Raw genomic sequence first — 22,525 nt, forward strand, 5'->3', positions numbered from 1 at the left:
AACTGATAATGATGCAAAGGAGGAAACAATGATTTCCGCAGATCAGATCCGTGAACATATGGAAGTGCGGGCTGCCGATGGTACCCATGTCGGCACGGTCGATCATCTCGACGGTCCTACGCGCATCAAGTTGACCAAGACCGACTCCGAAGACGGCAAGCATCACCTGATTCCGCTGGATTGGGTCGATCACGTGGATGCCCATGTTCATTTGTCCAAGAACGCCCGGGATGTCCGCAGCCAATGGGCCACGATCAACTGACAGTGGCTGCATATCCCTTCGATCGGAACCGATTGAGGGATAAATGCAGCAATTCAAAGAGCTCCAGCGTCCTTCGCGCGTCTGAAAAGACGCGCGTCGCTGTGCTCGGCCGTGGCTTGTGAAGGAGCCCGCCCATGCCGAAGCAATTGAACAAGGGCGACGCCGTAAACTGGAATACCAGCCAGGGAAAGACCGAGGGCAAGGTGGTCAAGAAGCAGAGCAGCCCGACGAAGATCAAGGGTCACGAGGTGAAGGCCTCGGCGGCGAAGCCGCAATATATCGTCGAAAGCGATAAATCGGGAAAGCGGGCCGCGCACGGGCCCGCCGAACTCAGCAAGCGTTGAGGGCCTCACCCCAAGCAGAAGAAGGTTTCGATATGCCAGCCAAAACCAAGGCCCAGCAGAAGGCGGCAGGCGCCGCACTCTCGGCCAAGCGCGGCGAGACGCCCAAAAAGGAACTGAAGGGCGCTTCGAAACAGATGGTCGAGTCCATGAGCGAAAAGCAACTGGAGGAATTCGCCTCAACCAAGAGAAAGGGCAAGCCCGAGCACGTCTCCAAATAGGCCGTCCGGGATCTCAGTTCGTCGTCGATTGCATCGAGAAACCTGCGACGTCATGGACGGAAAGTGCCTTCAAAATCGCCCGCGATGACGCCTCGCGGTCCTTTGCCATCCATCGGAGCTCGAACGTCACGCCTGTTCGGCCATCGCTCGTCGGCCCGTATGCAACAAAGAGGGCACGGCATCCCAACGGGTTCAGCACCGCCGACAAGTCGGGTACATCGACTTCGGAGCTGTGGATGACGAGCGTCGCCTTGCGTTCGCAGGTCAGCCAGGCGTCCAGCTGCTTCATCGGCGACAGGACGATGAAGGCGACAGCCGTCGCCACCGTTCCGGTGACAATCTGGCCACCGCCGAAGCAGAGGCCGACCACCGTCATGAACCACAGGGTCGCCGCCGTGGTGACGCCTGTCATCATGTCGCCGCGCCTGAGGATCGCTCCGCCGCCGAGGAAGCCAACGCCTGTCAGGACGCCAAGGGGGAAGCGCAATACGTCCATCTGCGTGAAGTAGCTGAAGGTTTTCCCGTAGGTCGACAGAAGGAGATTGGCCTGGACCATTGCCAGGCAGGCGGCAAGCGCCACCAGGATCGTCGTCCTGAAGCCGGCCGCATGGCCGCCGCGCTCGCGATCGAGGCCGATAAGGCCGCCGGCGATCACCGTCAGTGCGATCCGTGCGGCGATATCCCACCAGCTCGGTGTCAGCGGCATGCTATCCGTCAGGAACGAAGGCATGTTTCGCTCCAGTCCTTGTCGAAGACATATCGCCGTTCGCCGGGCATTCGATCCTCCTGTGCGTTATGCGGCGATAAACGCTATGGGCGGCAGGACGTTCCCGATGTCGTGGCGGGGAAAGCGGCTGCCGATGGGCAAGATTGGCGGTTCGTCCGCAGTCGGTGTATGTATAGTCTCAACGACTAGGGGGCGCAGGCGCCCTGTTAGTGATCGGCGCACTGCGCCTGACATGGAGTTCTTGATTGGCCGTCGCCTTTACCAAAGAAGAGAGTTTCGAAACCGCGTCGGAAACCCTATTGCCCGACCGTCCGGTTTCGCCGCATCCGAATCTCGTTACGGAAGCGGGGCTGAAGGCTCTCGAACTGCAGTTCCAGCAGGCGCGTGAGGCCTATGATGCCGCGAGCATCATTGAAGATGTGAATGAACGGCGACGGCAGACTGCCAATCCATTGCGTGATCTTCGCTACTTAGCGGCAAGACTTCGCACCGCCCAGCTAATGCCTGACCCTACGTCAGCCGACGTGGTTGCCTTCGGCAGCACGGTGACCTTCCGCCGTGACGATGGGCGCGTGCAAACTTATCGGATCGTCGGAGAGGACGAGGCAGAGCCCAAGGCTGGATCGATTTCCTATGTCTCGCCGGTGGCGCGGCTTTTGATGGGCAAGGCTGCCGGCGATGCCGTGGAGGTGGGTGGCCATGAGCTGGAGATCATCGCCATCGCATAGAGACGGTGCAGAAGGCGGCCACCGGGGAAGCGGAGCCAATCATCGTCATAATTGGTACTGCTGGGTACTTTATTTATGGAGCCTTTACCACCCGCGGCTTAGAAGGTGACTTTCCATCATCGAAAGTCATGTCATGGTCAGCGCAATTTCCAGTTCAGCATCCACCATTTTGAGTTCAGCCGCTTCAACCTCGTCTTCCAGTTCGTCGGATGACCTTGCCTCTCTCGAAGCGCAGCTTGCCGAAAAGCAAGCGGCTCTGTCGCAGACGCAGGACGAGCAAGAGAAGGCGACAATCGAGAAATCGATCGAGACGCTGGAGGCGAAGATCGCCAAGATCGAAGCGAGCGAGAGCGGCAAGGGCCAGGCATCGGCCTCGTCGAAGCCCGCTGCCGCAGCTCCTGGAGAATTCTCCGGCGAGAGCGAGCGCATCGGCACGAAGAATTTCGATGAAACCAGCGAATTCGGCAGCCGTACGGCTTACGTCTGATCGCTCCAGATATTTCTCAGGCGCGATCAAAGGCCCGGGGGATCGGTTTTCGATCTGTCTTTTCCGAGATTGCGCCCTGCCACGCTGATGACTTCGCGCGTCAGCTCCGCCAGTCGATCGGCGGCAAAGCGGTTTATCTGCCAGAACAGGGGAACATCGAGGGGGGTGTCGGCAACCAGTTCGACCAATCGTCCCGACGCGAGATGCTCGCGGGTCAGTTGAGTCGGGTTCATTCCCCATCCCATGCCTGACAGGGTTGCCTCGACAAAGCTTTGCGGCGAGGGGAGCCAATGAGTGGGATAGTCGAGATCGCGTCCGAAGGTCTGGCGGACCCAGGTGCTCTGCAGCCTGTCCTTCTGGCTGAAGGTCAGAGCCGGGGCGTTGCGGATCGCCTCGGCGGTCACACCCTGCGGAAAGTTACGGGCGACGAAGTCGGGCGTTGCCGTCGCATGATAGCGCAGAACGCCAAGCGCGAAACGCCGGCAGCCCCTTATCGGCTTTTCCAGGCTGGTGACGGCCGCGATCACGCGGCCGCGCTGCAGCCATTCGGCGGTGTGATCCTGATCGTCGACGGCGATATTCAACAGATAGGAGGAGTTTCTGGCGAAGGTCGACATCGCTTCCACGAACCAGGTGCCGAGACTATCGGCATTGGTGGCGATCTGAAGCGTCACCCTCTGGCGTGGTTCGCCGGGATCAACGAGCGCGGGCAGGTGGCCGAAGAGCTCGGCTTCGAGCATGCCGACATTTTCCATATGGCGGCACAACCATTCTCCCTTTTCGGTTGCCGTGCACGGCGTGCCTCTAACGACGAGCACAACGCCGAGACGCTCCTCGAGCTGCTTGACGCGCTGCGAAACGGCCGAAGGGGTGACGTTCAGCACGGTCGCGGCGCGTTCGAAGCTCCCTGTCTGGACAACGGTCGCGACGGCACGGAGGGCGGGGTAGTCAAGCATGGATTAGCGCTGCTTAATTGAGGTTAGGTAGATTAAGTAGCCTAATTCTCTTCGCCGGGCTAGCGAAGTCTGGTCGAAGCGAAAGGCGATTGCAGAAGCGATGAATTTTTCAATCTATTTTACCGGCCTGATGATGGGCCTCAGCCTGATTGTCGCGATAGGCGCTCAGAATGCCTTCATTCTCCGCCAGGGCCTGCGCAACCAGCATGTGTTTGCCGTCTGCCTCGCATGCGCGCTGTCCGACGCCGTGCTGATCGTGCTCGGCGTCACCAGCTTGCAGCAGATCGCCAGGCTCATGCCCTGGCTCGATCCGGTCATGCGTTACGGGGGAGCCGTGTTTCTCGTCTGGTACGGCGCAAAAAGCCTCTATTCCGCCTTGCGGTCGAACGCCGCTCTCGCGGCGGCCGAGGCCAAAACGGCAAGCTTCAGGCAGACGCTCGCAACCTGCCTTGCGCTTACCTGGCTCAATCCGCACGTCTATCTCGACACGGTGGTGCTGCTCGGCACGATCTCGACGCGTTATCCGGGACAGCAGGCTTCCTTTGCCGCAGGCGCCGTGACCGGTTCCTTCCTGTTCTTCTTTTCCCTCGGATATGGCGCGACCTGGCTGCGGCCGATCTTCTCCAAGCCATCGGCCTGGCGGGTGCTGGAAACACTGGTCGCTGCGACCATGTGGATCATCGCCTTCAAGCTCATGGGCGGGATGTGATCGCTGTTTGACGGAACGATCAGCCGGATCGCGACATCTCGGCGGCAGGGTCAGGTTGGATCAATGGGGCGCAAAGCTTTGACGGGCGGATGTTTCCGACAACCGTTGTGACCTTGCGCCAAGATCCGAAAAAACTTCAGCTGCGCACATTATGCGCGCGATTCCACGATCCTCAGGTGGCGATTCGGCCGAGCGGCTACCCTCGGCATAGGCAACTCCTCGCGCTGGCAATCGGCCAGCAGGTGCGATGGGAATCGTTTCAATTCCCGGAGGGCATGTTCGTGGTTTGCATCTCTGCGCCGGCGCGACTTGAATGCGGAAAGGGTCTGTAGGATATTCCAGGTGCTTGCTTGCGTCATGTCGAGCCTCCTTTGCTGTATCGCTTCCGATACACAGACTATGGGGAGCGATTGACATTCAATCAAACCAAATGATATTGGGTTATAAATCAGAAAAATTGAAAGATGCGACGATGAGCCTACCCTTTCGCCGTCCCATTCCTTTGCTTGACAACGATGTGCTGCGCACTTTCGTCGCCATCGCCGAAACGGGCAATTTTTCCACTGCCGCCGAGGCCGTCTTCCGCACGCCGTCGGCCGTCTCCATGCAGATCAAGAAGCTCGAGGAACAGCTCGGCGCGACGCTGTTTTTGCGTGATGCCCGCTCGGTGACGCTGACGCGTCATGGCGAGATGCTGCTTTCTTACGCCCGCAACATCCTGGCGCTGTCGAACGAAGCGGTGTCGCGGTTCATCATGCCGGAGCTGACCGGTGTCGTGAGACTGGGTGCCCCGGAGGATATCGGCGAGCGGCTGCTGCCGAGAATTCTGAAGAGCTTTGCCGAAAGCTATCCCGGCATCATGGTCGACGTGACGATCGACATGAGCGTTGGTCTCAAGAAGCGCATGGAGGAGCAGCGGCTCGACCTGGCGCTGATCAACTGCGCCACGCGGCCGTTCCCGACCGGCGGCGAGGTGGTGTTCCGCGAGAGGCTGGTCTGGGCCGGCGCCCGTTGCGGTTCTGCGCATCGGCGCGATCCTCTGCCGATCTCGATCTGGGAGGACGGCTGCATCTGGCGCCAGGAGGCGCTCGCCCAGCTCGAGCGCAACAAGCGGCCTTATCGCGTCGCCTATCTCAGCGGTCACACGATGGCCCAGCGTGCCGCCGTGCTTTCCGATCTCGCCATCGCGCCGCTGCCGCTTTCCTATGTCAGCGAGGACATGGCGATCCTCGGACTGCAGGAAGGGCTGCCGGAGCTCGGCTCCTTCGATATCCGGCTGCTGACCGCCGCCCAGGTGTCAGGGCCGATCGAGACGGTGGCAGACAGCATTCGCGGCGCTTTTGCCGAAAGAGCGAAGGCTGTTGCGGCCTGAGGATGCCTTTCAACCGTTGAACCTTTTGTTCCCTTGTGCGTTATCGGCGCGAACGGCATAAGTGCCGTTCGGGGTTGATTTCAAACAAGGATATTCGAAATGACGACAACGGCCAAAATTGCCGCAGCCTTCATGGTTCTTCTCGCGCTTTCCTCCTGCGGCAACACGATCCGCGGCATCGGAAAAGATACGGCGAGCGCCGTCAACGCCACGCAGGACGCCGGGCGTTCGGTTGATCGGGCTGCAAAGAAGTGATCAGTCGGTAGGTTTGCCTGCGTGATAACCCTGAGGCTTAAAACCGGACCACTCTGGCGAGTGGCCGGGACGGGGCCGGGGTCCGGACCGTCCTAACGGACGGCCGGGTCCGGATCACCTTTCAGGTGACCGGGGGATATGCCTTTTCGAGGCCGCCGGATCGGCTGAGGCCGGTCCGGAAGGCTTGGTAGGCGGGATGCTGGCTTGAGCGGGCCGTTTCCATCAGCCGTATCTGCAGCCGATCCGGCGCCTGCGTCCCGAGCCACAATCCAAGATTTTCAAGCTTCAGCGAGTTCAGGAAACGCGATTCCGTGGCAAGGTCGAGATGGCGTCGCAGACCGTCGAGCAGGTTATCGTCCTGCGCGGCGTTTTCCATGAGCAGGGCCAGATAGGATTTATCGGCTTCTGACAGCGCGGCGAGCTTTTCCGCGACGGTATCGCGGTCGGGGAAGGGAATGTTGGCTGTCATTCGAATCGTCCGGTCGTTGGTGCTATCTGCCGTTATAGGCTCGCTTTGACTTTCTCGGCTACATCGACCGGCACCCATTTCATCCACAGGCTCTCGTAATTACGCAGGAAATAGATCGCGGCATCCTCGTTGCTTTCGCGGTTTTCATCCTGCCAGGCGAGCACCTGATTGATCGTCTCATTGTCCCATTTGCGGCTCTTGAGATAGGCGGTGACAGGTCCGGCGCGGCTGGCGAAAGACCTGGTCATCAGCGTGAAGGCGCGCGAGACCGGATAGGAGTTGAGCTGGGGTCTGAGACAGCCGGCAACCGCCGTGCAGCGGTCCCATTCGGTCTTGCTGTGTCCGACGCCGAAGCTCAGCCGCGTCATATCGTATTTGCCGAGGATGGCGGTCGGCGCCCAGTAATAGCCGAGCCAGCCGATCTTGTTGTCGAAAGCTCGGGCGATCGAGGCGTCGAGCCGTTCGGGGCTGCCGGTCTCGACGAGTTCGAAGCCTTTCTTGTCGGCGGCAAGCGCCTTGAAGAGGTTGGTGGTCGATATCTGGCAGCTCCAGTCGGCAGGGCAGTTGTAAACGGCGCCCTTCGATTCATCATCCTCGGCAGGGAAGAGGTCGGGACGTTTCAATGCGTCTTCGACCGAGCGGATATCCGGATTGGCGTCGGCAATGAATTTCGGGATCCACCAACCTTCAACGGCGCCATCGGCAAGGATTTCGGCGCCCTGCACCAGACGGCCGGAGTTGACCGCCTGATCGAGCAAGGCCCTGACGGAGTTGATCCAGTATTCGGAGGCGATGTCGGGCATGCCTTTCTCGTTCATCGAGGCGAAGGTCGGAAGGGTGTCGCCCGCGACGATGGTGACGGAGCAGCCATAGCCTTTTTCCAGAATGATCTTGTCGAAATTGGCCGCAATGCCGGCCGAGGCCCATTTCATCTCGGCAATCGAAACCTTGCCGCATTCGGCGGCCTCGGCAGGCGCAGCAGTGGTAAAAAGAGCCGCGGCAAAGACGGCCGGAACCAAAAGCCTCTTCATCGTCATCCCCAAATTCTTCTTAGGTGGACGCGCTCTCGGATCTAAAATCCGCCGGTAGGTCTTTCCGGCGCCTGAAAGGGAAATGCCTGCCGGGCGATGCCGCAACAGGCTTTCCGGTTCACGGGCGCCGTCGTCCTTGCGGCTCCAACAGCTCGTCGCAGGCCATATTCAACAGTGGCGCATTTTGGTGAAGCCTACGCGTTCGCTCGTAGAAATCAACCGTCTTCTGCTCATGGTTGCGTGTCTAAATCATTGAATTCGAAGAATTTATGTCACAATCCCGAAAATGGCGGCTTTCAGCGAAAATACGCGCTGTCCGCGAGCGCCGGCGGGTCTTCTGCAGAAATCTTGGCGAGAATATCAAAAAAAGTCAAAATTAACATTTGCGTAAGCCTTCAATAACTCTCCGGTAAGAATGTGCCGCTATCAGTTGGGTCGTGGCGGCAACAACCGCTGCTTCTCCGGTTCAGGTAGTGCGTACCGGAGGAAGCGAGCTTCGCCGTGTAGGGGCGAAGACGCCTGAGTTTTCGGCAAACCGCGCAGAGCCAAGGCCATGCGCGGTTTTCGCGTTTTCGCGGGGACATGCCAAGTCTTGATCTCGCTGAAGCCTTGATTGCGGCCAAGCCTTGATCGGGGCCAGTCTTGACCCGGGATCGGCGGCCATTGTAGGCCTCGCCTCAACGAAAGGCGACGGCCATGGCAAGAGCGATCATGCTGCAGGGAACCGGCTCGGATGTCGGCAAGACGGTGCTGGTTGCGGGTCTCTGTCGGCTGGCGGCCAATCGCGGACTGGCAGTCCGGCCGTTCAAGCCTCAGAACATGTCGAACAATGCGGCGGTTGCCGACGACGGCGGCGAGATCGGCCGGGCGCAATGGCTGCAGTCGTTGGCCGCCCGCACGCCGTCCTCGGTGCATATGAATCCGGTGCTGCTCAAGCCGCAATCGGAAAACGGCAGTCAGATCATCGTGCAGGGCAGCGTGTTCGGACAGGCGAAGGGGCGGGATTATCAGCGGCTGAAGCCGCGACTGCTCGGCGCAGTGCTCGAGAGTTTCGAAACAGTGACTTCCGGCGCCGATCTCGTCGTCGTCGAGGGCGCCGGCTCGCCGGCCGAAATCAACCTCAGAGCCGGCGATATCGCCAATATGGGCTTTGCGACGAAGGCGGGCGTGCCCGTCGTGCTCGTCGGCGATATCGACCGCGGTGGCGTCATCGCCTCGCTGGTCGGCACGCATGCGATCCTCGACGACGCCGACCGGGCGATGATCGCCGGCTATATCATCAACAAGTTCCGCGGCGATGTTTCGCTGTTTGACGATGGCATCCGCGCCATCCAAGGCTTCACCGGCTGGCCCTGCTTCGGCATCGTGCCGTGGCTGCCGGATGCCGCGCGCCTGCCGGCCGAAGATTCGGTCGTGCTCGAACGGCTGGTGAGGAGCGGGACGGGGGCGCTGAAAATCGCCGTGCCGATGCTGCCGCGCATTGCCAATTTCGACGATCTCGATCCGCTGAGAGCGGAGCCGGATGTCGAACTGGTCTTCGTGCGATCAGGCGAGCGGCTGCCTGTCGATGCGAGCCTGGTCATTCTTCCCGGCTCGAAATCGACGATTTCGGATCTCGCCGATCTCAGGGTTCGGGGCTGGGACCGCGATCTTGCGGCGCATGTCCGGCGCGGCGGCCGGGTGATCGGCATTTGCGGCGGCTACCAGATGCTCGGTCGCACGGTACGCGATCCGCTCGGCATCGAAGGCGGGACGATCGAGGCGGCGGGGCTCGCGCTGCTCGACGTCGAGACCGAGATGGCGCCTGAGAAGACCGTGCGCAACAGCCAGGCCCGTTCGACCGAATACGACGTATCGCTCGCCGGCTACCAGATCCATCTGGGCGTCACCCGCGGCCCGGATTGCGTCCGGCCCTCGGCGATTGTCGACGGCGTGCCCGACGGAGCGCTGTCGGCCGACGGGCGGATCATGGGCACCTATCTGCATGGGCTCTTCGGCAGTGACGCCTACCGCGCCCGGCTGCTTCAGAGCTTCGGCCTATCCGGCGAGCGGCGGAATTACCGTGACAGCGTCGAGCAGGCGCTCGATGAGATCGCTGGGGAATTGGAACGTCACCTCGATCCGCACTGGCTGGCGGGGCTGCTCGGTTAGCCGCAGCGGTGCGGCCGAATTGCGCATCACTTTCACTCGACCGGGAGTAGCATCTCGACAGGAAGCAGGCTAATGAATGGGAAGCGCGCGATATCGCTCTTTCATCGCCTGTCCGGCGATTTAGGCTGCGAGCCTCGACGGTCCGAAAGATTCCTTCAGGTTGTCGCCCTCATTCGGAGATTGAAAAAATTAACGATCATATTCAGTGGCTTATCGAGCAGGGAATCACCTGTGAGCATATTGGCGACCTCGTCGCCGGTCTATGCGACCGGCTGATTGCGGCCGGCATTCCGATCTGGCGTGCGAGCATCAGAATGCCTTCCCTCCATCCCATGTATCGCGGCGTCGCCGCCAATTTCGAGCGGGGCGGTGCAATCGTTCTCGAGAATGCGGAGCATGGCAGCGAGACGGAACGCAGCTTCGAGATGACGCCGATCTTTCACCTGTTGAGCCGCGGCGAAAAAACCGGGCGATGGAACCTGGCGAAAGGCGAGGGGCTCCAGTATGCCGAGCTTCACGAATTCGCGCTTGCCGGCGGCACGGATCACGTCATCAGCATTTTCGAATTCCCGAAGGAGGTCGCGCTACGCGGACTGGGCTTTTCGCTCACCAGCGATGCGCCCGGCGGATTTTCTGACGACCAACTGGCGATCATCCAGGAGCTGCTGCCGGCTCTGGGGTTGGCCGCCTACCGTGTCGCGGTTTCGAAGACCGCGACGGAAATCCTCGCGGTCTATACCGGCGCCAGAACGAGTGCGCGTATCCTGGCAGGCGAAACCCGCAGGGGAATGGGCGGCTCCATCGATGCCGCCATCCTGCTCGCCGACCTGCGCAATTTCACGGCGCTGACCGAAATCTATCAGCCTGCGGAGATCGTCGGGTTTCTCAACGAGCATTTCGAGCTGATCGACCGGCATGTCGAGGAAAATTCCGGCGAGATTCTGAAATTCATGGGTGACAGCGTCCTGGCGATTTTTCCGACGGAGGCCGATGACCCGCAGAAGGCCTGCAGGGCGGCGCTGACTTCGGCCCAAAGTCTGCTGAAGGCAAACGAAGAGCTCAATCGTGAGCGCACGCGCAACGGCGGTCCGGATATCGGCATCGATGTCGTCTTGCATCTCGGCGAGGTTTTCTACGGAAATGTCGGCGCTCACGGCAGACTGGACTTCACGGTGATCGGCAGAGCCGTCAACGAGGCTTCGCGGCTGGAAAAGCTGTGCGGAATGCTTGAGCAGCCCCTGCTGCTGTCGGAGAGCTTCGCGGCGACCTGTGCCGTGCCCTGTGACTATCTCGGGTCTTTCGAGCTGCGCGGCGTTTCGAAGAGGGCCGACGTCTTCAAGCTTGCCGGCGCCGCCTCGTAGCGGCTCAGATCTCGCCCGATACCTCGCGGCGGCGGCGATCGAGTTCTTCGCTGTAGCGGCGCAGCGTGTGGCTTTCGCTGAGCTGGCCGACCACCTTGCGCTCGATCAGATTATTGACGACGGCAAGCGCTTCGCTTTCGCTCTTGTCGAAGATCGCCGCCGCCTGCCTGGCGTTCATCTGCGGCTGCAGGAAGTCATTGCGGTAGCGGACGAAATCGGCAAGCGTCTGGCCCTCGTCCTGGACATCGGTCGGGTTGGCGTAGATTTCGGGCACCAGCACGAGCCCTGCATATTTGTCGTTTTCCTCGACGAGAATGACACGCTGGGTCGAGCCGATCGGGAAGGCCGTCTTGAACTCCTCCAAGGAGATGCTCGCCTTTGCTGTCTTGACGTCGGCGCGCATCAGCTTGTTCACCGTCAGGTTGCGGATCCAGCCGACGTCGTGGGCGCTGCGGATGCTTTCGCCGCGCAGATGGAAGCGCCAGGTGGCGAAGGAATAGCCGAAGGTCGAGCGCACGACGAGCGAGGAGGTGATGACGGCGGCAAGCACCAGCGCCGTGATCGGAAAATCGCCGGTGATCTCGAGCGCCAGGAAGGTCATCGTCAGCGGTCCGCCAATGACAGCGACGGCGAGCGAACTCATCCCGACCACGGCATAGATGACCGGCGTCAGCGTGGCATCGGCGAAATAGGGACCGCAATAGGCAAAGAGCTTGCCGAGCAGGGCGCCCATGAACAGCGAGGCGAAAAACAGGCCGCCCCTGAAGCCGGAACCGATCGAAATTGCCGAGGCCAGCGATTTCAGCAGAAAGAGGCTGATCAGGGCCGGGATCGTCACGTCGCGGGAAAGGTTGAGGTGCAGTGCGCCGTGACCGGCCGATAGCACCTGCGGCGAGATCATCGCGAGAAGTCCGACGATGATGCCGCCGAGCGCCGGGCGAAAGGGCGGGGCGATCGAGCTTTTGCGCGCAAGCTCCTCGACGAAGGCCACGCCCTGCATGAGAAGAATGCCAACGCCGGCGCAGAAGACGCCGAGCAGCAGCGCCGGGACATAATCGGCTGGAACGACGGAGCCGAAACTGCCGATATCGATGGTGAAATCGCCTTCGGCAAGCAATCTCGCGATGAGGGTGGAAACGAGGGCGGAGACGACGACCGGGGTCAGCGAGATGATCGTATAGGTGCCGATGATCAGCTCGAAGGCGTAGAACGCGCCGGTCAGCGGCGCGTTGAAGGCGGCGGCGATGGCGCCGGCCGCACCGCAGCCGACGAGAATGCGCAGGTCCGAGCGGCGCAGCTGCAGCTTCAGGCCGAACTTGGAGGCAATGCCGGCGGCAAGCTGGGTATAGCCGGCCTCTAGGCCGACGGAGGCGCCGAAGCCGTTGGAGATCAGGTTCTGGACGGCGACGATGATGCTGTCGGTCAGGGAGAGACGGCCACCATGCAGCGCATTGGCCTCGATCGGATCGACCATCGGCTTCTTGCGCCGTTTGGCGAGCACCAGGAGCAGCATGCCGAGCAGAACGCCGCCGACGACCGGCGCGGTGAGCAGCAGCATCTTGTCCTCGATGACCGACGCGCTCAGCCTTTCGGTGTCGGCGATGCCGAAGACCAACTGGTGCAGCTCATTGGAAACGTAGCTCATGCCGGTGACGGCAAGCCCCGAGGCGATGCCGACGACGGCGCCTGCCAGCGACAGGCCGACTTCGCTGCGGCGGGTCAGCGCGCGCAGCCGTCCCGGGTCGAAGAAAACACGCAGCGCGCGGAAACGGCGCCGATCCAATTTCATAAGCATGGCTAGACAACTAGGCGGGGAGAGGCCCGGTCAAGGGCGGCGGTGCTGTCCGCTTGCGATGCAATTGCGGCGAAAAGCCGGCGCGGGGGACAAATTTTTATGATGTAAGTCTCTGATTAAAGACGATGTTTTCGGTAGAGTAAGTCGTATTGTTGGAAGCTTTCTATCCCCGCCCGTCGCCTCGGGCGTCAACGCCGGTTGACTCTATCCTCTGGCTTGCCTAACCATCCCTCAACGGATGGTCGCCTGACCATCCTGACATAACGGATGGTTCCGGATCGGCAGTTGCCCTTCCGGATGAAAAGGGAATGTGACGGGGCGGACCCAAGCCGGGCGCCTTCATCACAGCCGACCCCGCGACTGTAGAGCGGTCAGGGTCTTCCATCCGGCATCGAGCCCTTCCGGCCGGCGGCCTGCAGTCGTGCAGGCAAGCGGGACGGGTGATGTGCCGGAAAAGCCACTGGAAATGCATGGTGATCAACCGGGGTCGGACGCCTCTATTTCTACGAATCGTCCACCTTTTCACCGATGCAGCCGGGAAGGCGAGGCGGATCCGCCGGCACGATCAGGGGCGACCGGTTTCCGGTCCGCCCCGATCGCGGCCGATAACCGCGAGCCAGGAGACCTGCCTTCCGTGCCGGGCGAAAAGCCCACCCTGGGTAAGAGACCCGCTGCCAGCACGGAGGTTGTTTTGGCTGAACGTTTGAATTCGGCGCGGCCTGGTGCGGCAGATGGCGGGCTTTCGGCCTCCTGCGTCGAGTATGTGGCACCCCCCTCTGTCCTGCCGGACATCTCCCCCAGAAGGGGGGAGATCGGATCGGCGCACCGGCTTCCCCAAACAATCGATGTTGGGCGAAGGTCATGCCACTTGCCGATCTCCCCACCTGTGGGGGATATGTCCGGCAGGACAGAGGGGGGTATTACGTCCTCGTCGGCCAACTATAGTATACGCGGAGCAAATCGAAGCACCGCTCTCCGTAGCGGGAGTGTCGCGGCATGACCGATCTCGTCGCCAATTCCACCCTCGTCCTCGGTGGCGCGCGCTCTGGGAAATCCCGCTTCGCCGAAAACCTCGTCACATCGAGCGGCCTCGGGTGCCATTACATCGCGACCGGCCGGGCATGGGACGAGGAGATGCAAGCGCGTATCGACCAGCACAGGGCTGATCGCGGCCCGTCCTGGACAACGCATGAGGAGCCGCTCGATCTTGTCGGCAAGCTTGCGGCCATCGACGGCGAGGACCGTGTGGTGCTCATCGACTGCCTGACGCTCTGGGTCACCAACCTGATGATGGAAGAGCGTGACATGGCAGCGGAATTTGCAGGGCTCGTCGATTTCGTGGGGCAAGCAAAGGCGCGGCTGGTCTTCGTCTCCAACGAAGTCGGGCTCGGCATCGTGCCGGAAAATCGCATGGCGCGGGATTTTCGCGATCATGCCGGCCGTCTCCACCAGATGATCGCGGCGAAGGCCGCCGAAGTCTATTTCATCGCGGCAGGCCTGCCGCTGAAAATGAAGGGTTAAAGTTTCATGAACCAGAAGATTCCCGCAACCGTCATCACCGGCTTTCTCGGTGCCGGCAAGACGACGATGATCCGCAACCTGCTGACCAATGCCGGCGGCAACAAAATCGCGCTCATCATCAACGAGTTCGGCGATCTCGGCGTCGATGGCGACGTGCTGAAGGGCTGCGGCGCCGAAAACTGCAGCGAGGACGACATCATCGAGCTGACCAATGGCTGCATCTGCTGCACCGTTGCCGACGATTTCATTCCGACGATGACAAAGCTGCTCGAGCGCGAACAGCGGCCCGACCATATCGTCATCGAAACCTCGGGCCTCGCCTTGCCGCAGCCGCTGGTCGCCGCCTTCAACTGGCCTGACATCCGCACCCAGGTGACCGTCGACGGCGTCATCACCGTGGTCGACAGCGCGGCTGTCGCTGCCGGCCGCTTTGCCGACGACCACGATGCCGTCGAGGCGGCGCGCAGCGAGGATGAATCGCTCGATCACGAAAGCCCGATCGAGGAGCTGTTCGAGGATCAGCTCACCTGCGCCGATCTGATCGTGCTCAACAAGACCGATCTGATCGATGTGGCCGGTCTCGGCCGCGTGCGCGACGAGGTCGCTTCCCGCACCCAGCGCAAGCCCGTGATGATCGAGGCGAGAAACGGCGAGGTGCCGGCCGGCATCCTGCTCGGCCTCGGTATCGGCACGGAGAATGATCTCGCCAACCGCAAGTCGCACCACGAACTGGAGCATGAGGACGGCACGCCGCACGATCACGACGAGTTCGACAGCTTCGTCGTCGAGCTCGGCCCGATCGTCGATGTTGCCGGCTTCGTCGAGCGGCTGAAGACGATCATCGCTGCCCACGACGTGTTGCGTCTCAAGGGCTTTGTCGACGTTTCCGGGAAGCCGATGCGCCTGCAGCTTCAGGCGGTCGGCAGCCGCATCGATCACTATTTCGATCGTGCCTGGGCAGCCGGTGAAAGGCGCGCCACGCGCCTCGTCGTCATCGGCCTGCATGAGATGGATGAGGACGCCGTGAGAACGGCGATCGAGGCGCTGGCTTAACCGATGCATCTGCTTCTGGCCCAGCAGGGAACGATCAGCGACGGCGAGGAGGCAATCGACCTCGGGCAGACGCCGGGCGATATCCTGTTCCTGTCGGCCGCCGACAGCGAGCTGGCGGCGATCGCGGCCGCCCATCGCGCGCGGGGTGGGGCGCCGTCGCTGAGGCTCGCCAGCCTGATGAGCCTCAAGCATCCGATGTCGGTCGATACCTATGTCGAGCGCACGGCACGGCATGCCCGGCTCATCATCGTGCGCGCGCTCGGCGGCGCCAGCTATTTCCACTATGCGCTGGAGGCCCTGCATGCCTGTGCGGCCCGCAGCGGCGCGCTGATCGCCGTGCTGCCGGGTGACGCCAGGCCGGATGCGGGGCTGACACCGTTTTCCAACATCGGGCTCGATGATCTCAATGCCCTATGGGCCTATCTGATCGAGGGCGGCGATGCCAATGCACGCGCCTTTCTCGATTATGCCGGAGCGATGCTTTCGGGAGGAGAGAAGCCGGCACCGGCGGTGCCGCTGATGAAGGCGGGAATCTGGTGGCCGGGGCGGGGGCTGATCGGCGTGGAGGAGTGGAGGCAGGTTGCCGGTTCGCATGTTGCGCCACCTTCGGCCGCCGAGCGTGGGACGGAGAAGGTGGAACTCGAACCCACAACATCCCCCATCGTCGCCATCAGCTTCTACCGCGCCCTCGTCCAAAGCGGCGAAACCCGCCCCATCGAAGCGATAATCGAAGCCTTGCAGGCACTTGGTCTCCGGCCGCTGCCGGTATTTGCCTATAGCCTCAAGGATACTGTCTCCACAGGCATTCTCGAAAGCGTATTTACGGCGCTGAAACCCGATGTCGTGATCAACACGACCGGGTTCGCCGTCTCTGCACCCGGCGCCGATCGGCAGCCGACGGTGCTGGAGGCGAACGGCGCGGTGGTGCTGCAGGCGATCCTGTCGGCCTCGTCGCGGGAGGCGTGGGCGGCCTCCTCGCAAGGCCTGTCGGCGCGCGATCTCGGCATGAACGTGGCGCTGCCCGAGGTCGACGGCCGGGTGCTGGCGCGGGCGGTCTCCTTCAAGACGGCGGCGCGTTACGATGCGGCGGTCGAGACGAACATCGTCGCCAGCGAACCGGACGCCGGCCGGGTGCGCTATACGGCGGAACTCGCCGCCAATTGGGCGCGGCTGCGCGCCATGTCGGCGCGTGACCGGCGCATCGCCCTCGTCATGGCGAATTATCCAAATCGCGACGGCCGGCTCGGCAACGGGGTCGGTCTGGATACGCCGGCCGGCAGCATCGAGGTGCTGCGTGCGATGGAAGCAGGGGGGTATCCGGCCGCCGATATTCCGGCCGACGGCGACGCGCTGATCCGGCATCTGATGCACGGGCCGACCAATTCAGGGCATGACGGCCGGGTGATCCGCGAGACGTTATCCTTGAGTCGTTACAACAGTTTCCTGGCGTCTCTTCCCAATCAGATTCAGGATGAGGTGAGGGCCCGCTGGGGCGAACCAGAGAACGATCCGTATTTTCGCGACGGCGCCTTCGCCCTGCCTTTCGCCCGCTTCGGCGGCGTTCTCGTCGGCATTCAGCCGGCGCGCGGCTATAATATCGATCCGAAGGAAAGCTACCATTCGCCGGACCTCGTGCCGCCGCACGGTTATCTTGCCTTCTACGCTTTCCTGCGCCGTGAGTTCGGCGCCGACGCCGTCATCCATATGGGCAAACACGGCAATCTCGAATGGCTGCCGGGCAAGGCGCTGGCGCTGTCGGAAAGCTGTTATCCCGAGGCGGTCCTCGGACCGCTGCCGCATCTTTATCCCTTTATCGTCAACGATCCGGGCGAGGGCACACAGGCCAAGCGGCGGGCTGCCGCCGTCATCATCGATCATCTGACGCCGCCTTTGACGCGGGCCGAAAGCTATGGACCGCTCAAGGATCTGGAAGCGCTGGTCGACGAATATTACGAGGCCTCAGGTGGCGACCCGCGCCGCATCCGGCTGCTCAGCCGGCAGATTCTCGATCTTGTCACCGATATCGGCCTCGACCGGGATGCCGGCATAATCAGCGGCGAAAGCGAGGGCGAGGCGCTGAAGAAGCTCGACGCCTATCTCTGCGACCTCAAGGAAATGCAGATCCGCGACGGGCTGCATGTCTTCGGGGTGGCGCCGGAAGGGCGGCTGCTGACGGATCTGACCGTGGCGCTGGCACGAGTGCCGCGCGGGCTGGGTGAGGGCGGGGATGCGAGCTTGCAGCGGGCGATTGCGGGGGATGTGTTGGAAAACCCCTCCCCAACCCCTCCCCACAAGGGGGAGGGACTTACCGTTGAGCGCGCGGTTACCTCTGAGATCAAAGTCGATGACGAGACAACGCGCCCAGCAAGCCCCTCCCACCTGTGGGGAGGGGTTGGGGAGGGGTCTTCTTTTGACCCTCTCGACTGCGACATGGCCGCTGCATGGACCGGCCCACGTCCTCTAATTCTCGCCGACATTATGGATGCCCCCTGGCGGACCAGCGGAGACACCGTCGAGCGGATCGAGCTGTTGGCGGCCAAGCTCGTCTCCGGCGAGATTGCCTATCCTGCGGAATGGACGGCGACGCAGGCGGTGCTCTCCGAGATCGAGACCCGTCTTAAGCCCTCGATCCTCGCCTGCGGCCCGGCGGAGATATCCGGCCTGCTTGCCGGCCTCGACGGCCGCTTCGTGGCCCCTGGTCCCTCCGGCGCGCCGACGCGTGGGCGGCCTGATGTGCTGCCGACCGGGCGCAATTTTTATTCGGTCGACAGCCGCGCGGTGCCGACGCCGGCGGCTTACGAACTTGGCAGGAAATCGGCAGAACTGCTGGTACGCCGCTATGTGCAGGACCACGGCGAATGGCCTGATACCGTCGGCCTGACGGCCTGGGGGACGTCGAATATGCGCACCGGCGGCGACGATATCGCCCAGGCGCTGGCGCTGATCGGCGTCAAGCCGCTCTGGGATATGAGCTCGCGGCGGGTCACCGGTTATGAGATCATACCGCCGGCGGTGCTTGGGCGGCCTCGCGTTGACGTGACGCTGAGAATTTCCGGCTTCTTTCGCGACGCTTTTCCCGAGCAGATCGCCTTGTTCGACAAGGCGGTTCGCGCCGTCGGCGCGCTCGAAGAGGACGATGCCGACAATCCGGTCGCAGCGCGCATGCGCGGCGAAGCGGCAAGGCTTGCTGCCGCCGGTCTCGACGCCGCCTCGGCGAAACGGCGGGCGGGTTACCGGGTCTTCGGCTCGAAACCCGGCGCTTACGGTGCCGGGTTGCAAGCGCTGATCGACGAAAAGGGCTGGGAGCGGCGCGCCGATCTCGCCGAGGCCTATCTCGTCTGGGGCAGCTATGCCTATGGCGCCGGCGAGGAGGGCAAGGCCGAACGCGGCCTGTTCGAGGAGCGGCTGCGCTCGGTGCAAGCCGTCATTCAGAACCAGGACAACCGCGAGCATGACCTGCTCGACAGCGACGACTATTACCAGTTCGAGGGTGGCATGGCGGCTGCGGCCGAGTCGCTGAGCGGCGCGCGTCCCGCAATCTATCATAATGATCATTCGAGACCCGAGCGGCCGGTGATCCGTTCGCTGGAGGAAGAGATCGGCCGGGTGGTGCGCGGGCGGGTGGTCAATCCGAAATGGATATCCGGCGTCATGCGCCATGGCTACAAGGGAGCGGCCGAAATCGCCGCCACCGTCGATTATCTCTTCGCCTTCGCGGCGACGACGGGGGCAGTCGGCGCGCACCATTTCGAAGCGGTCTATCAGGCTTTCGTCGCCGATCCCGCCGTGCGCGATTTCATGGTCGAGAAGAACCCTGCGGCATTCGACGAGATGAAGGAGCGGCTGCGCGAAGCGATCGACCGCGAGCTCTGGACGCCGCGCAGCAATTCGGCCCGGTTTGACCTGGCCGCCACGCAACTGAATGAGGTGCACCGATGAACGACGAAACTCCGGAAAACGAAGCGGCCAAGGATGATGCACGCCACGCCGAGAAGATGGCGAAGAAGAAGGCTGCACGCGACAAGATCATGGCGACAAAGACGGACGGCAAGGGCCTAATCATCGTCCATACCGGCAAGGGCAAGGGTAAGTCGTCGGCCGCCTTCGGCATGATCTTCCGCCATATCGCCCACGGCAAGCCATCGGCCGTTGTCCAGTTCATCAAGGGAGCGATGTGGACCGGCGAACGCGATCTGATCGAGAAGCATTTCTCCGATCTCTGCCAGTTCCACACGATGGGCGAGGGTTTTACCTGGGAAACGCAGGACCGAGCCCGCGATGTTGCAGCCGCCTCGGCCGCCTGGGAAAAGGCCAAGGAGCTGATCCGCGACGAGCGCCATTCCATGGTGTTGCTCGACGAGATCAACATCGCACTGCGCTACGACTATCTCGATATCAGCGAGGTGGTGGCGTTCCTGAAAACAGAGAAGCCCCACATGACGCATGTCGTGCTGACGGGGCGCAACGCCAAGGATGAACTGATCGAGATTGCCGATCTCGTGACCGAGATGGAGCTGATCAAGCATCCCTTCCGCTCGGGGATCAAGGGCCAGGCAGGCGTCGAGTTCTGAGGCGCTTGGAGGGTTCGGCGGTTAGCCGCCGAGCCAGACACGCAGCGGATTTGCCGGGTCGGCGAGCAGCTTTACCGCCAAGGCCAGGCAGACGATGACGAGCAGCGGTTTGATCAGCTTGGCGCCGATGCGCATGGCAAGCCGTGAGCCTAGCTGGGCGCCGAGGAACTGGCAGATACCCATCAATAGACCGATTTTCCACAGGATGGCGCCGAAGCTCGCAAAGACGATGAGCGCGCCGAGGTTGGAGCCGAGATTGAGAAGCTTGGTATGGGCGGTCGCCTTCAGCACGCCGAAGCCGGCCAGCGTGACGAAGGCGAGCATGAAGAAGGAACCGGTGCCGGGGCCGAAGATGCCGTCGTAAAAGCCGATGGCCGGCACCAAGGTCAGGCCGAAGACGAAAGGCGTGATGATCCGGTGTTTGTCGAGATCATTGAGGTTCGGCTTGACGGCGAAGAAGATCGCGATCGCCAGGAGCAGCACCGGCATGATCGCCTGCAGCACCTGTCCGGGCACGATGGTGGCAAGGGCTGCGCCGATCGCCCCGCCCATCACGGCCATCAGCGCCATCGGCAGCTGTTCGTGCAACTGCACATGGCCCTTGCGGGCATAGGCGAGCGTTGCCGAGGCGGCGCCGAAGATCGACTGCACCTTGTTGGTGCCGAGCGTCTGCAGCGGCGGAATGCCGGCAATCAGCATGGCGGGGACGGTGATGAGGCCGCCGCCGCCGGCGATGGCATCGACGAAACCGGCAAAGAAGGCAGCCGCGCAGAGCAGCAGAAGCAGATGGAGGGCGATGTCAGGCAAGAGGCTATTCCAGAAGGGTTTTCAGCCGGCTTGTTGCATTTCCCCCTCCAAGCTGCAATGGCTGCGAGGACACAGCGCGGGCGCATTCGGCGGCTTCCATGAGTGATATTTCTTTCGATAGCGCGAGGCGACATGTGCTCGGGCTCGGCTGCGAGCGCGGGACGCCGTCCGCGGAGGTGCTGGCGCTTGCCGTCGAGGCGTTGAAGGCGGCCGGCATCGGCGGGACGGAGCTTGCTGCCATCGCTTCCATCGACAGCCGCGGGCAAGAAGCGGCGATCCTTGCCGTTGCGGCGCATTTTGGCGTGCCTGCCGTTTTCTTCGATGCGGCGCGGCTGGGGCAGGAAACGCCGCGGCTCAAAAATCCCTCGGCCATCGTCTTTGCTCGCGTCGGCTGCCATGGCGTGGCGGAATCGGCGGCGCTTGCGGCGATCGGCGCGGATGCCGAACTGGTGCTCGGCAAGATCAAATCCGCGCATGCGACAGCGGCGATTGCCCGCATCGGGTTGCAGAAACCCTGACGGTCGTTATGTTGGCGGCAACTCGCGGCGCCAACCGGCAGCTCAGCGATTCATATCTAGAGGACAATCATGCACAAGGTCATTTATGACACTGACCCGGGCGTTGACGACGCCATGGCGCTTCTTTTCCTGCACCGTCATCCCGAGATCGATGTGATCGGCATCACCACCGTTTTCGGCAATGCCTCGGTCGAGACGACGACACGCAATGCGCTTTTCCTCAAGCGGGAATGGGATATTCCGGCACCCGTCGCCAAGGGCGCGAGCGTCACCATCGATGCGGCGCGCGCCGAGCGGGAATGGCCGGCCATGGTGCATGGGGACAACGGCCTCGGCAATATCGAGGTGCCGCACACGATCGACCTGCCGCTCGATCCCCGGCCGGCGCACCGCTTCATCATCGACACGGTACGGGCCAATCCCGGCGAGGTCAGGCTGGTGGCCGTCGGCCGGATGACCAATCTGGCGATGGCGCTGAAGGAAGACCCCGAGATTGCCGGCCTGGTGAAGGACGTTGTCATCATGGGCGGCAATTTCTATGTGCCGGGCAATGTCTCGCCGGTCGCCGAAGCCAATATTCACGGCGATCCCGAGGCGGCAGATATCGTCATGACGGCGCCGTGGAAGGTGGTCGTCATCGGCCTCGACGTCACCTCGATCACCACGATGAGCCGCAGCTATCTCGCCGCAATGGCGGCCAAGGGCGACGGCGCGGTGAAGCTGCTCGACGGGCTGTCGCAGCATTACATCGATTTCTACACCCATGCGGTCGATGACGGCATGATGGTGCATGACAGCTGCGCCGCCGTGTACGTCGTGGCGCCTGAGCTTTTCACCACCATCACCGGCGCGGTGCGCGTCGTCTGCGGCGGCATCGCCGATGGCCAGACGGTAGTCAAACCGGATGACCGCCGTTTCCCGCCGGGCGACTGGGACGGCCTGCCGAGCCAGATCGTCGCTACGGGAATCGAGTCTGAAAAGGTGATCGATCTGATCCGCGATACGCTGCTTCGGGCCTGACCGGTCGGCAGGCCGGTGCAGACTGCTGGCCAGGCCTGCCAATACCTCTTTCATCATGCTTGGGCTTATCCCGAGCATCTGCCTCCGTTTGTTAGGGCAGCAGATGCTCGGCACAAGGCCGAAGATGACGACGCGCGGGAGGTGAGCGTTATTCATTATAACATTCATAG

Annotated in this window: 23 protein-coding genes and 1 riboswitch; of the genes, 16 read left to right on the plus strand and 7 right to left on the minus strand. The window is 62.3% G+C overall.

Annotated features, from left to right (window positions below):
- Positions 1-28: 28 nt before the first annotated feature.
- The 3 genes from CO655_RS19380 (at position 29) to CO655_RS19390 (ending at position 824) form a co-directional block, all read left to right on the plus strand.
- Positions 29-262, plus strand: coding sequence for a DUF2171 domain-containing protein (locus tag CO655_RS19380; RefSeq protein ID WP_010033775.1), 234 nt, complete (start codon positions 29-31; stop codon positions 260-262).
- Positions 263-396: 134 nt separating this feature from the next.
- Complete coding sequence (locus CO655_RS19385) at positions 397-606, plus strand: DUF2945 domain-containing protein (protein ID WP_097605306.1); 210 nt, start codon at positions 397-399, stop codon at positions 604-606.
- A 32-nt stretch (positions 607-638) separates the two neighbouring features.
- Positions 639-824: a DUF3008 family protein gene (locus CO655_RS19390; protein ID WP_097665998.1), complete on the plus strand. Its 186-nt coding sequence runs from the start codon at positions 639-641 to the stop codon at positions 822-824.
- 13 nt (positions 825-837) lie between these two features.
- Here the strand turns inward: CO655_RS19390 and CO655_RS19395 are convergent, their stop codons facing one another.
- A complete protein-coding gene (locus CO655_RS19395) occupies positions 838-1,554 on the minus strand; it encodes an MgtC/SapB family protein (RefSeq protein ID WP_010030960.1) in 717 nt (238 codons plus the stop codon).
- Positions 1,555-1,796: 242 nt separating this feature from the next.
- Between CO655_RS19395 and greA the strand changes: the two genes are divergently transcribed.
- Together greA and CO655_RS19405 are read left to right on the plus strand one after the other, a co-directional pair.
- Entirely contained in the window at positions 1,797-2,279 is a 483-nt protein-coding gene (greA, locus tag CO655_RS19400; RefSeq protein ID WP_064682429.1) for a transcription elongation factor GreA, read from the plus strand.
- A gap of 133 nt (positions 2,280-2,412) precedes the next feature.
- A complete protein-coding gene (locus CO655_RS19405; protein ID WP_010030962.1) occupies positions 2,413-2,766 on the plus strand; it encodes a hypothetical protein in 354 nt (117 codons plus the stop codon).
- 26 nt (positions 2,767-2,792) lie between these two features.
- Here CO655_RS19405 and CO655_RS19410 read toward each other — a convergent pair whose 3' ends face one another.
- Complete coding sequence (locus CO655_RS19410) at positions 2,793-3,722, minus strand: LysR family transcriptional regulator ArgP (protein WP_097666000.1); 930 nt, start codon at positions 3,720-3,722, stop codon at positions 2,793-2,795.
- 100 nt (positions 3,723-3,822) lie between these two features.
- On the opposite strand from CO655_RS19410, the gene CO655_RS19415 reads away from it, so the two are divergent.
- Positions 3,823-4,431 (plus strand): LysE/ArgO family amino acid transporter, encoded by a 609-nt coding sequence (locus tag CO655_RS19415; protein ID WP_010034682.1) that lies wholly within the window; start codon positions 3,823-3,825, stop codon positions 4,429-4,431.
- Positions 4,432-4,580: 149 nt separating this feature from the next.
- Here CO655_RS19415 and CO655_RS34355 read toward each other — a convergent pair whose 3' ends face one another.
- The gene (locus tag CO655_RS34355) at positions 4,581-4,790 is read right to left on the minus strand and encodes a hypothetical protein (RefSeq protein WP_097605300.1); all 210 of its coding nucleotides are present in this window, start codon (positions 4,788-4,790) and stop codon (positions 4,581-4,583) included.
- Between the two features lie 71 nt (positions 4,791-4,861).
- Between CO655_RS34355 and CO655_RS19425 the strand changes: the two genes are divergently transcribed.
- Positions 4,862-5,803, plus strand: coding sequence for a LysR family transcriptional regulator (locus CO655_RS19425; protein ID WP_170964745.1), 942 nt, complete (start codon positions 4,862-4,864; stop codon positions 5,801-5,803).
- A gap of 99 nt (positions 5,804-5,902) precedes the next feature.
- Positions 5,903-6,058: an entericidin A/B family lipoprotein gene (locus tag CO655_RS19430; protein ID WP_010034675.1), complete on the plus strand. Its 156-nt coding sequence runs from the start codon at positions 5,903-5,905 to the stop codon at positions 6,056-6,058.
- A 121-nt stretch (positions 6,059-6,179) separates the two neighbouring features.
- On the opposite strand, the gene CO655_RS19435 is transcribed toward CO655_RS19430, so the two are convergent.
- Together CO655_RS19435 and CO655_RS19440 are read right to left on the minus strand one after the other, a co-directional pair.
- Complete coding sequence (locus CO655_RS19435) at positions 6,180-6,527, minus strand: hypothetical protein (RefSeq protein ID WP_010034672.1); 348 nt, start codon at positions 6,525-6,527, stop codon at positions 6,180-6,182.
- Between the two features lie 32 nt (positions 6,528-6,559).
- Positions 6,560-7,564 carry a glycine betaine ABC transporter substrate-binding protein gene (locus CO655_RS19440; protein WP_170964939.1) on the minus strand — a complete coding sequence of 335 codons (1,005 nt, stop codon included), beginning with the start codon at positions 7,562-7,564 and terminating at the stop codon, positions 6,560-6,562.
- A gap of 690 nt (positions 7,565-8,254) precedes the next feature.
- On the opposite strand from CO655_RS19440, the gene CO655_RS19445 reads away from it, so the two are divergent.
- Together CO655_RS19445 and CO655_RS19450 are read left to right on the plus strand one after the other, a co-directional pair.
- The gene (locus CO655_RS19445; RefSeq protein ID WP_097666002.1) at positions 8,255-9,709 is read left to right on the plus strand and encodes a cobyric acid synthase; all 1,455 of its coding nucleotides are present in this window, start codon (positions 8,255-8,257) and stop codon (positions 9,707-9,709) included.
- Positions 9,710-9,834: 125 nt separating this feature from the next.
- Positions 9,835-11,070: an adenylate/guanylate cyclase domain-containing protein gene (locus CO655_RS19450; protein WP_245423859.1), complete on the plus strand. Its 1,236-nt coding sequence runs from the start codon at positions 9,835-9,837 to the stop codon at positions 11,068-11,070.
- 4 nt (positions 11,071-11,074) lie between these two features.
- On the opposite strand, the gene CO655_RS19455 is transcribed toward CO655_RS19450, so the two are convergent.
- Entirely contained in the window at positions 11,075-12,865 is a 1,791-nt protein-coding gene (locus CO655_RS19455; RefSeq protein ID WP_097666006.1) for a chloride channel protein, read from the minus strand.
- 251 nt (positions 12,866-13,116) lie between these two features.
- Positions 13,117-13,513: riboswitch (cobalamin riboswitch) on the plus strand.
- A 348-nt stretch (positions 13,514-13,861) separates the two neighbouring features.
- Between CO655_RS19455 and cobU the strand changes: the two genes are divergently transcribed.
- The 4 genes from cobU to cobO are packed head-to-tail and all read left to right on the plus strand — an operon-like array spanning position 13,862 to position 20,010.
- Positions 13,862-14,386 (plus strand): bifunctional adenosylcobinamide kinase/adenosylcobinamide-phosphate guanylyltransferase, encoded by a 525-nt coding sequence (gene cobU / locus CO655_RS19465; protein ID WP_097666008.1) that lies wholly within the window; start codon positions 13,862-13,864, stop codon positions 14,384-14,386.
- Between the two features lie 6 nt (positions 14,387-14,392).
- Positions 14,393-15,439, plus strand: a complete 1,047-nt coding sequence (gene cobW / locus CO655_RS19470; protein ID WP_097666010.1) for a cobalamin biosynthesis protein CobW — start codon at positions 14,393-14,395, stop codon at positions 15,437-15,439.
- 3 nt (positions 15,440-15,442) lie between these two features.
- Entirely contained in the window at positions 15,443-19,378 is a 3,936-nt protein-coding gene (cobN, locus tag CO655_RS19475) for a cobaltochelatase subunit CobN (protein WP_097666012.1), read from the plus strand.
- Positions 19,375-20,010, plus strand: a complete 636-nt coding sequence (cobO, locus tag CO655_RS19480; protein ID WP_097605293.1) for a cob(I)yrinic acid a,c-diamide adenosyltransferase — start codon at positions 19,375-19,377, stop codon at positions 20,008-20,010. Before cobN ends, cobO begins: the two co-directional genes overlap by 4 nt.
- 21 nt (positions 20,011-20,031) lie before the next feature.
- On the opposite strand, the gene CO655_RS19485 is transcribed toward cobO, so the two are convergent.
- Complete coding sequence (locus tag CO655_RS19485; RefSeq protein ID WP_097666014.1) at positions 20,032-20,817, minus strand: TSUP family transporter; 786 nt, start codon at positions 20,815-20,817, stop codon at positions 20,032-20,034.
- Between the two features lie 98 nt (positions 20,818-20,915).
- Between CO655_RS19485 and CO655_RS19490 the strand changes: the two genes are divergently transcribed.
- Positions 20,916-21,335 carry a cobalamin biosynthesis protein gene (locus CO655_RS19490; protein ID WP_097666016.1) on the plus strand — a complete coding sequence of 140 codons (420 nt, stop codon included), beginning with the start codon at positions 20,916-20,918 and terminating at the stop codon, positions 21,333-21,335.
- A 69-nt stretch (positions 21,336-21,404) separates the two neighbouring features.
- Positions 21,405-22,355 carry a nucleoside hydrolase gene (locus CO655_RS19495; RefSeq protein WP_097666018.1) on the plus strand — a complete coding sequence of 317 codons (951 nt, stop codon included), beginning with the start codon at positions 21,405-21,407 and terminating at the stop codon, positions 22,353-22,355.
- The last annotated feature ends 170 nt before the right edge of the window (positions 22,356-22,525 follow it).

The sequence above is a fragment of the Rhizobium sp. M1 genome, from assembly GCF_002531805.1.
Lineage (GTDB): Bacteria > Pseudomonadota > Alphaproteobacteria > Rhizobiales > Rhizobiaceae > Rhizobium > Rhizobium etli_C.

Excerpts from the sequence above, each read along its gene's own strand:
- CO655_RS19380 (WP_010033775.1), top strand. The coding sequence starts at position 29 with ATGATTTCCGCAGATCAGATCCGTGAACATATGGAAGTGCGGGCTGCC.
- CO655_RS19385 (WP_097605306.1), top strand. The coding sequence starts at position 397 with ATGCCGAAGCAATTGAACAAGGGCGACGCCGTAAACTGGAATACCAGC.
- CO655_RS19390 (WP_097665998.1), top strand. The coding sequence starts at position 639 with ATGCCAGCCAAAACCAAGGCCCAGCAGAAGGCGGCAGGCGCCGCACTC.
- CO655_RS19395 (WP_010030960.1), bottom strand. The coding sequence starts at position 1,554 with ATGCCTTCGTTCCTGACGGATAGCATGCCGCTGACACCGAGCTGGTGG.
- CO655_RS19405 (WP_010030962.1), top strand. The coding sequence starts at position 2,413 with ATGGTCAGCGCAATTTCCAGTTCAGCATCCACCATTTTGAGTTCAGCC.
- CO655_RS19410 (WP_097666000.1), bottom strand. The coding sequence starts at position 3,722 with ATGCTTGACTACCCCGCCCTCCGTGCCGTCGCGACCGTTGTCCAGACA.
- CO655_RS19415 (WP_010034682.1), top strand. The coding sequence starts at position 3,823 with ATGAATTTTTCAATCTATTTTACCGGCCTGATGATGGGCCTCAGCCTG.
- CO655_RS34355 (WP_097605300.1), bottom strand. The coding sequence starts at position 4,790 with ATGACGCAAGCAAGCACCTGGAATATCCTACAGACCCTTTCCGCATTC.
- CO655_RS19425 (WP_170964745.1), top strand. The coding sequence starts at position 4,862 with ATGATATTGGGTTATAAATCAGAAAAATTGAAAGATGCGACGATGAGC.
- CO655_RS19430 (WP_010034675.1), top strand. The coding sequence starts at position 5,903 with ATGACGACAACGGCCAAAATTGCCGCAGCCTTCATGGTTCTTCTCGCG.
- CO655_RS19435 (WP_010034672.1), bottom strand. The coding sequence starts at position 6,527 with ATGACAGCCAACATTCCCTTCCCCGACCGCGATACCGTCGCGGAAAAG.
- CO655_RS19440 (WP_170964939.1), bottom strand. The coding sequence starts at position 7,564 with ATGACGATGAAGAGGCTTTTGGTTCCGGCCGTCTTTGCCGCGGCTCTT.
- CO655_RS19445 (WP_097666002.1), top strand. The coding sequence starts at position 8,255 with ATGGCAAGAGCGATCATGCTGCAGGGAACCGGCTCGGATGTCGGCAAG.
- CO655_RS19455 (WP_097666006.1), bottom strand. The coding sequence starts at position 12,865 with ATGCTTATGAAATTGGATCGGCGCCGTTTCCGCGCGCTGCGTGTTTTC.
- cobU (WP_097666008.1), top strand. The coding sequence starts at position 13,862 with ATGACCGATCTCGTCGCCAATTCCACCCTCGTCCTCGGTGGCGCGCGC.
- cobW (WP_097666010.1), top strand. The coding sequence starts at position 14,393 with ATGAACCAGAAGATTCCCGCAACCGTCATCACCGGCTTTCTCGGTGCC.
- cobN (WP_097666012.1), top strand. The coding sequence starts at position 15,443 with ATGCATCTGCTTCTGGCCCAGCAGGGAACGATCAGCGACGGCGAGGAG.
- cobO (WP_097605293.1), top strand. The coding sequence starts at position 19,375 with ATGAACGACGAAACTCCGGAAAACGAAGCGGCCAAGGATGATGCACGC.
- CO655_RS19490 (WP_097666016.1), top strand. The coding sequence starts at position 20,916 with ATGAGTGATATTTCTTTCGATAGCGCGAGGCGACATGTGCTCGGGCTC.
- CO655_RS19495 (WP_097666018.1), top strand. The coding sequence starts at position 21,405 with ATGCACAAGGTCATTTATGACACTGACCCGGGCGTTGACGACGCCATG.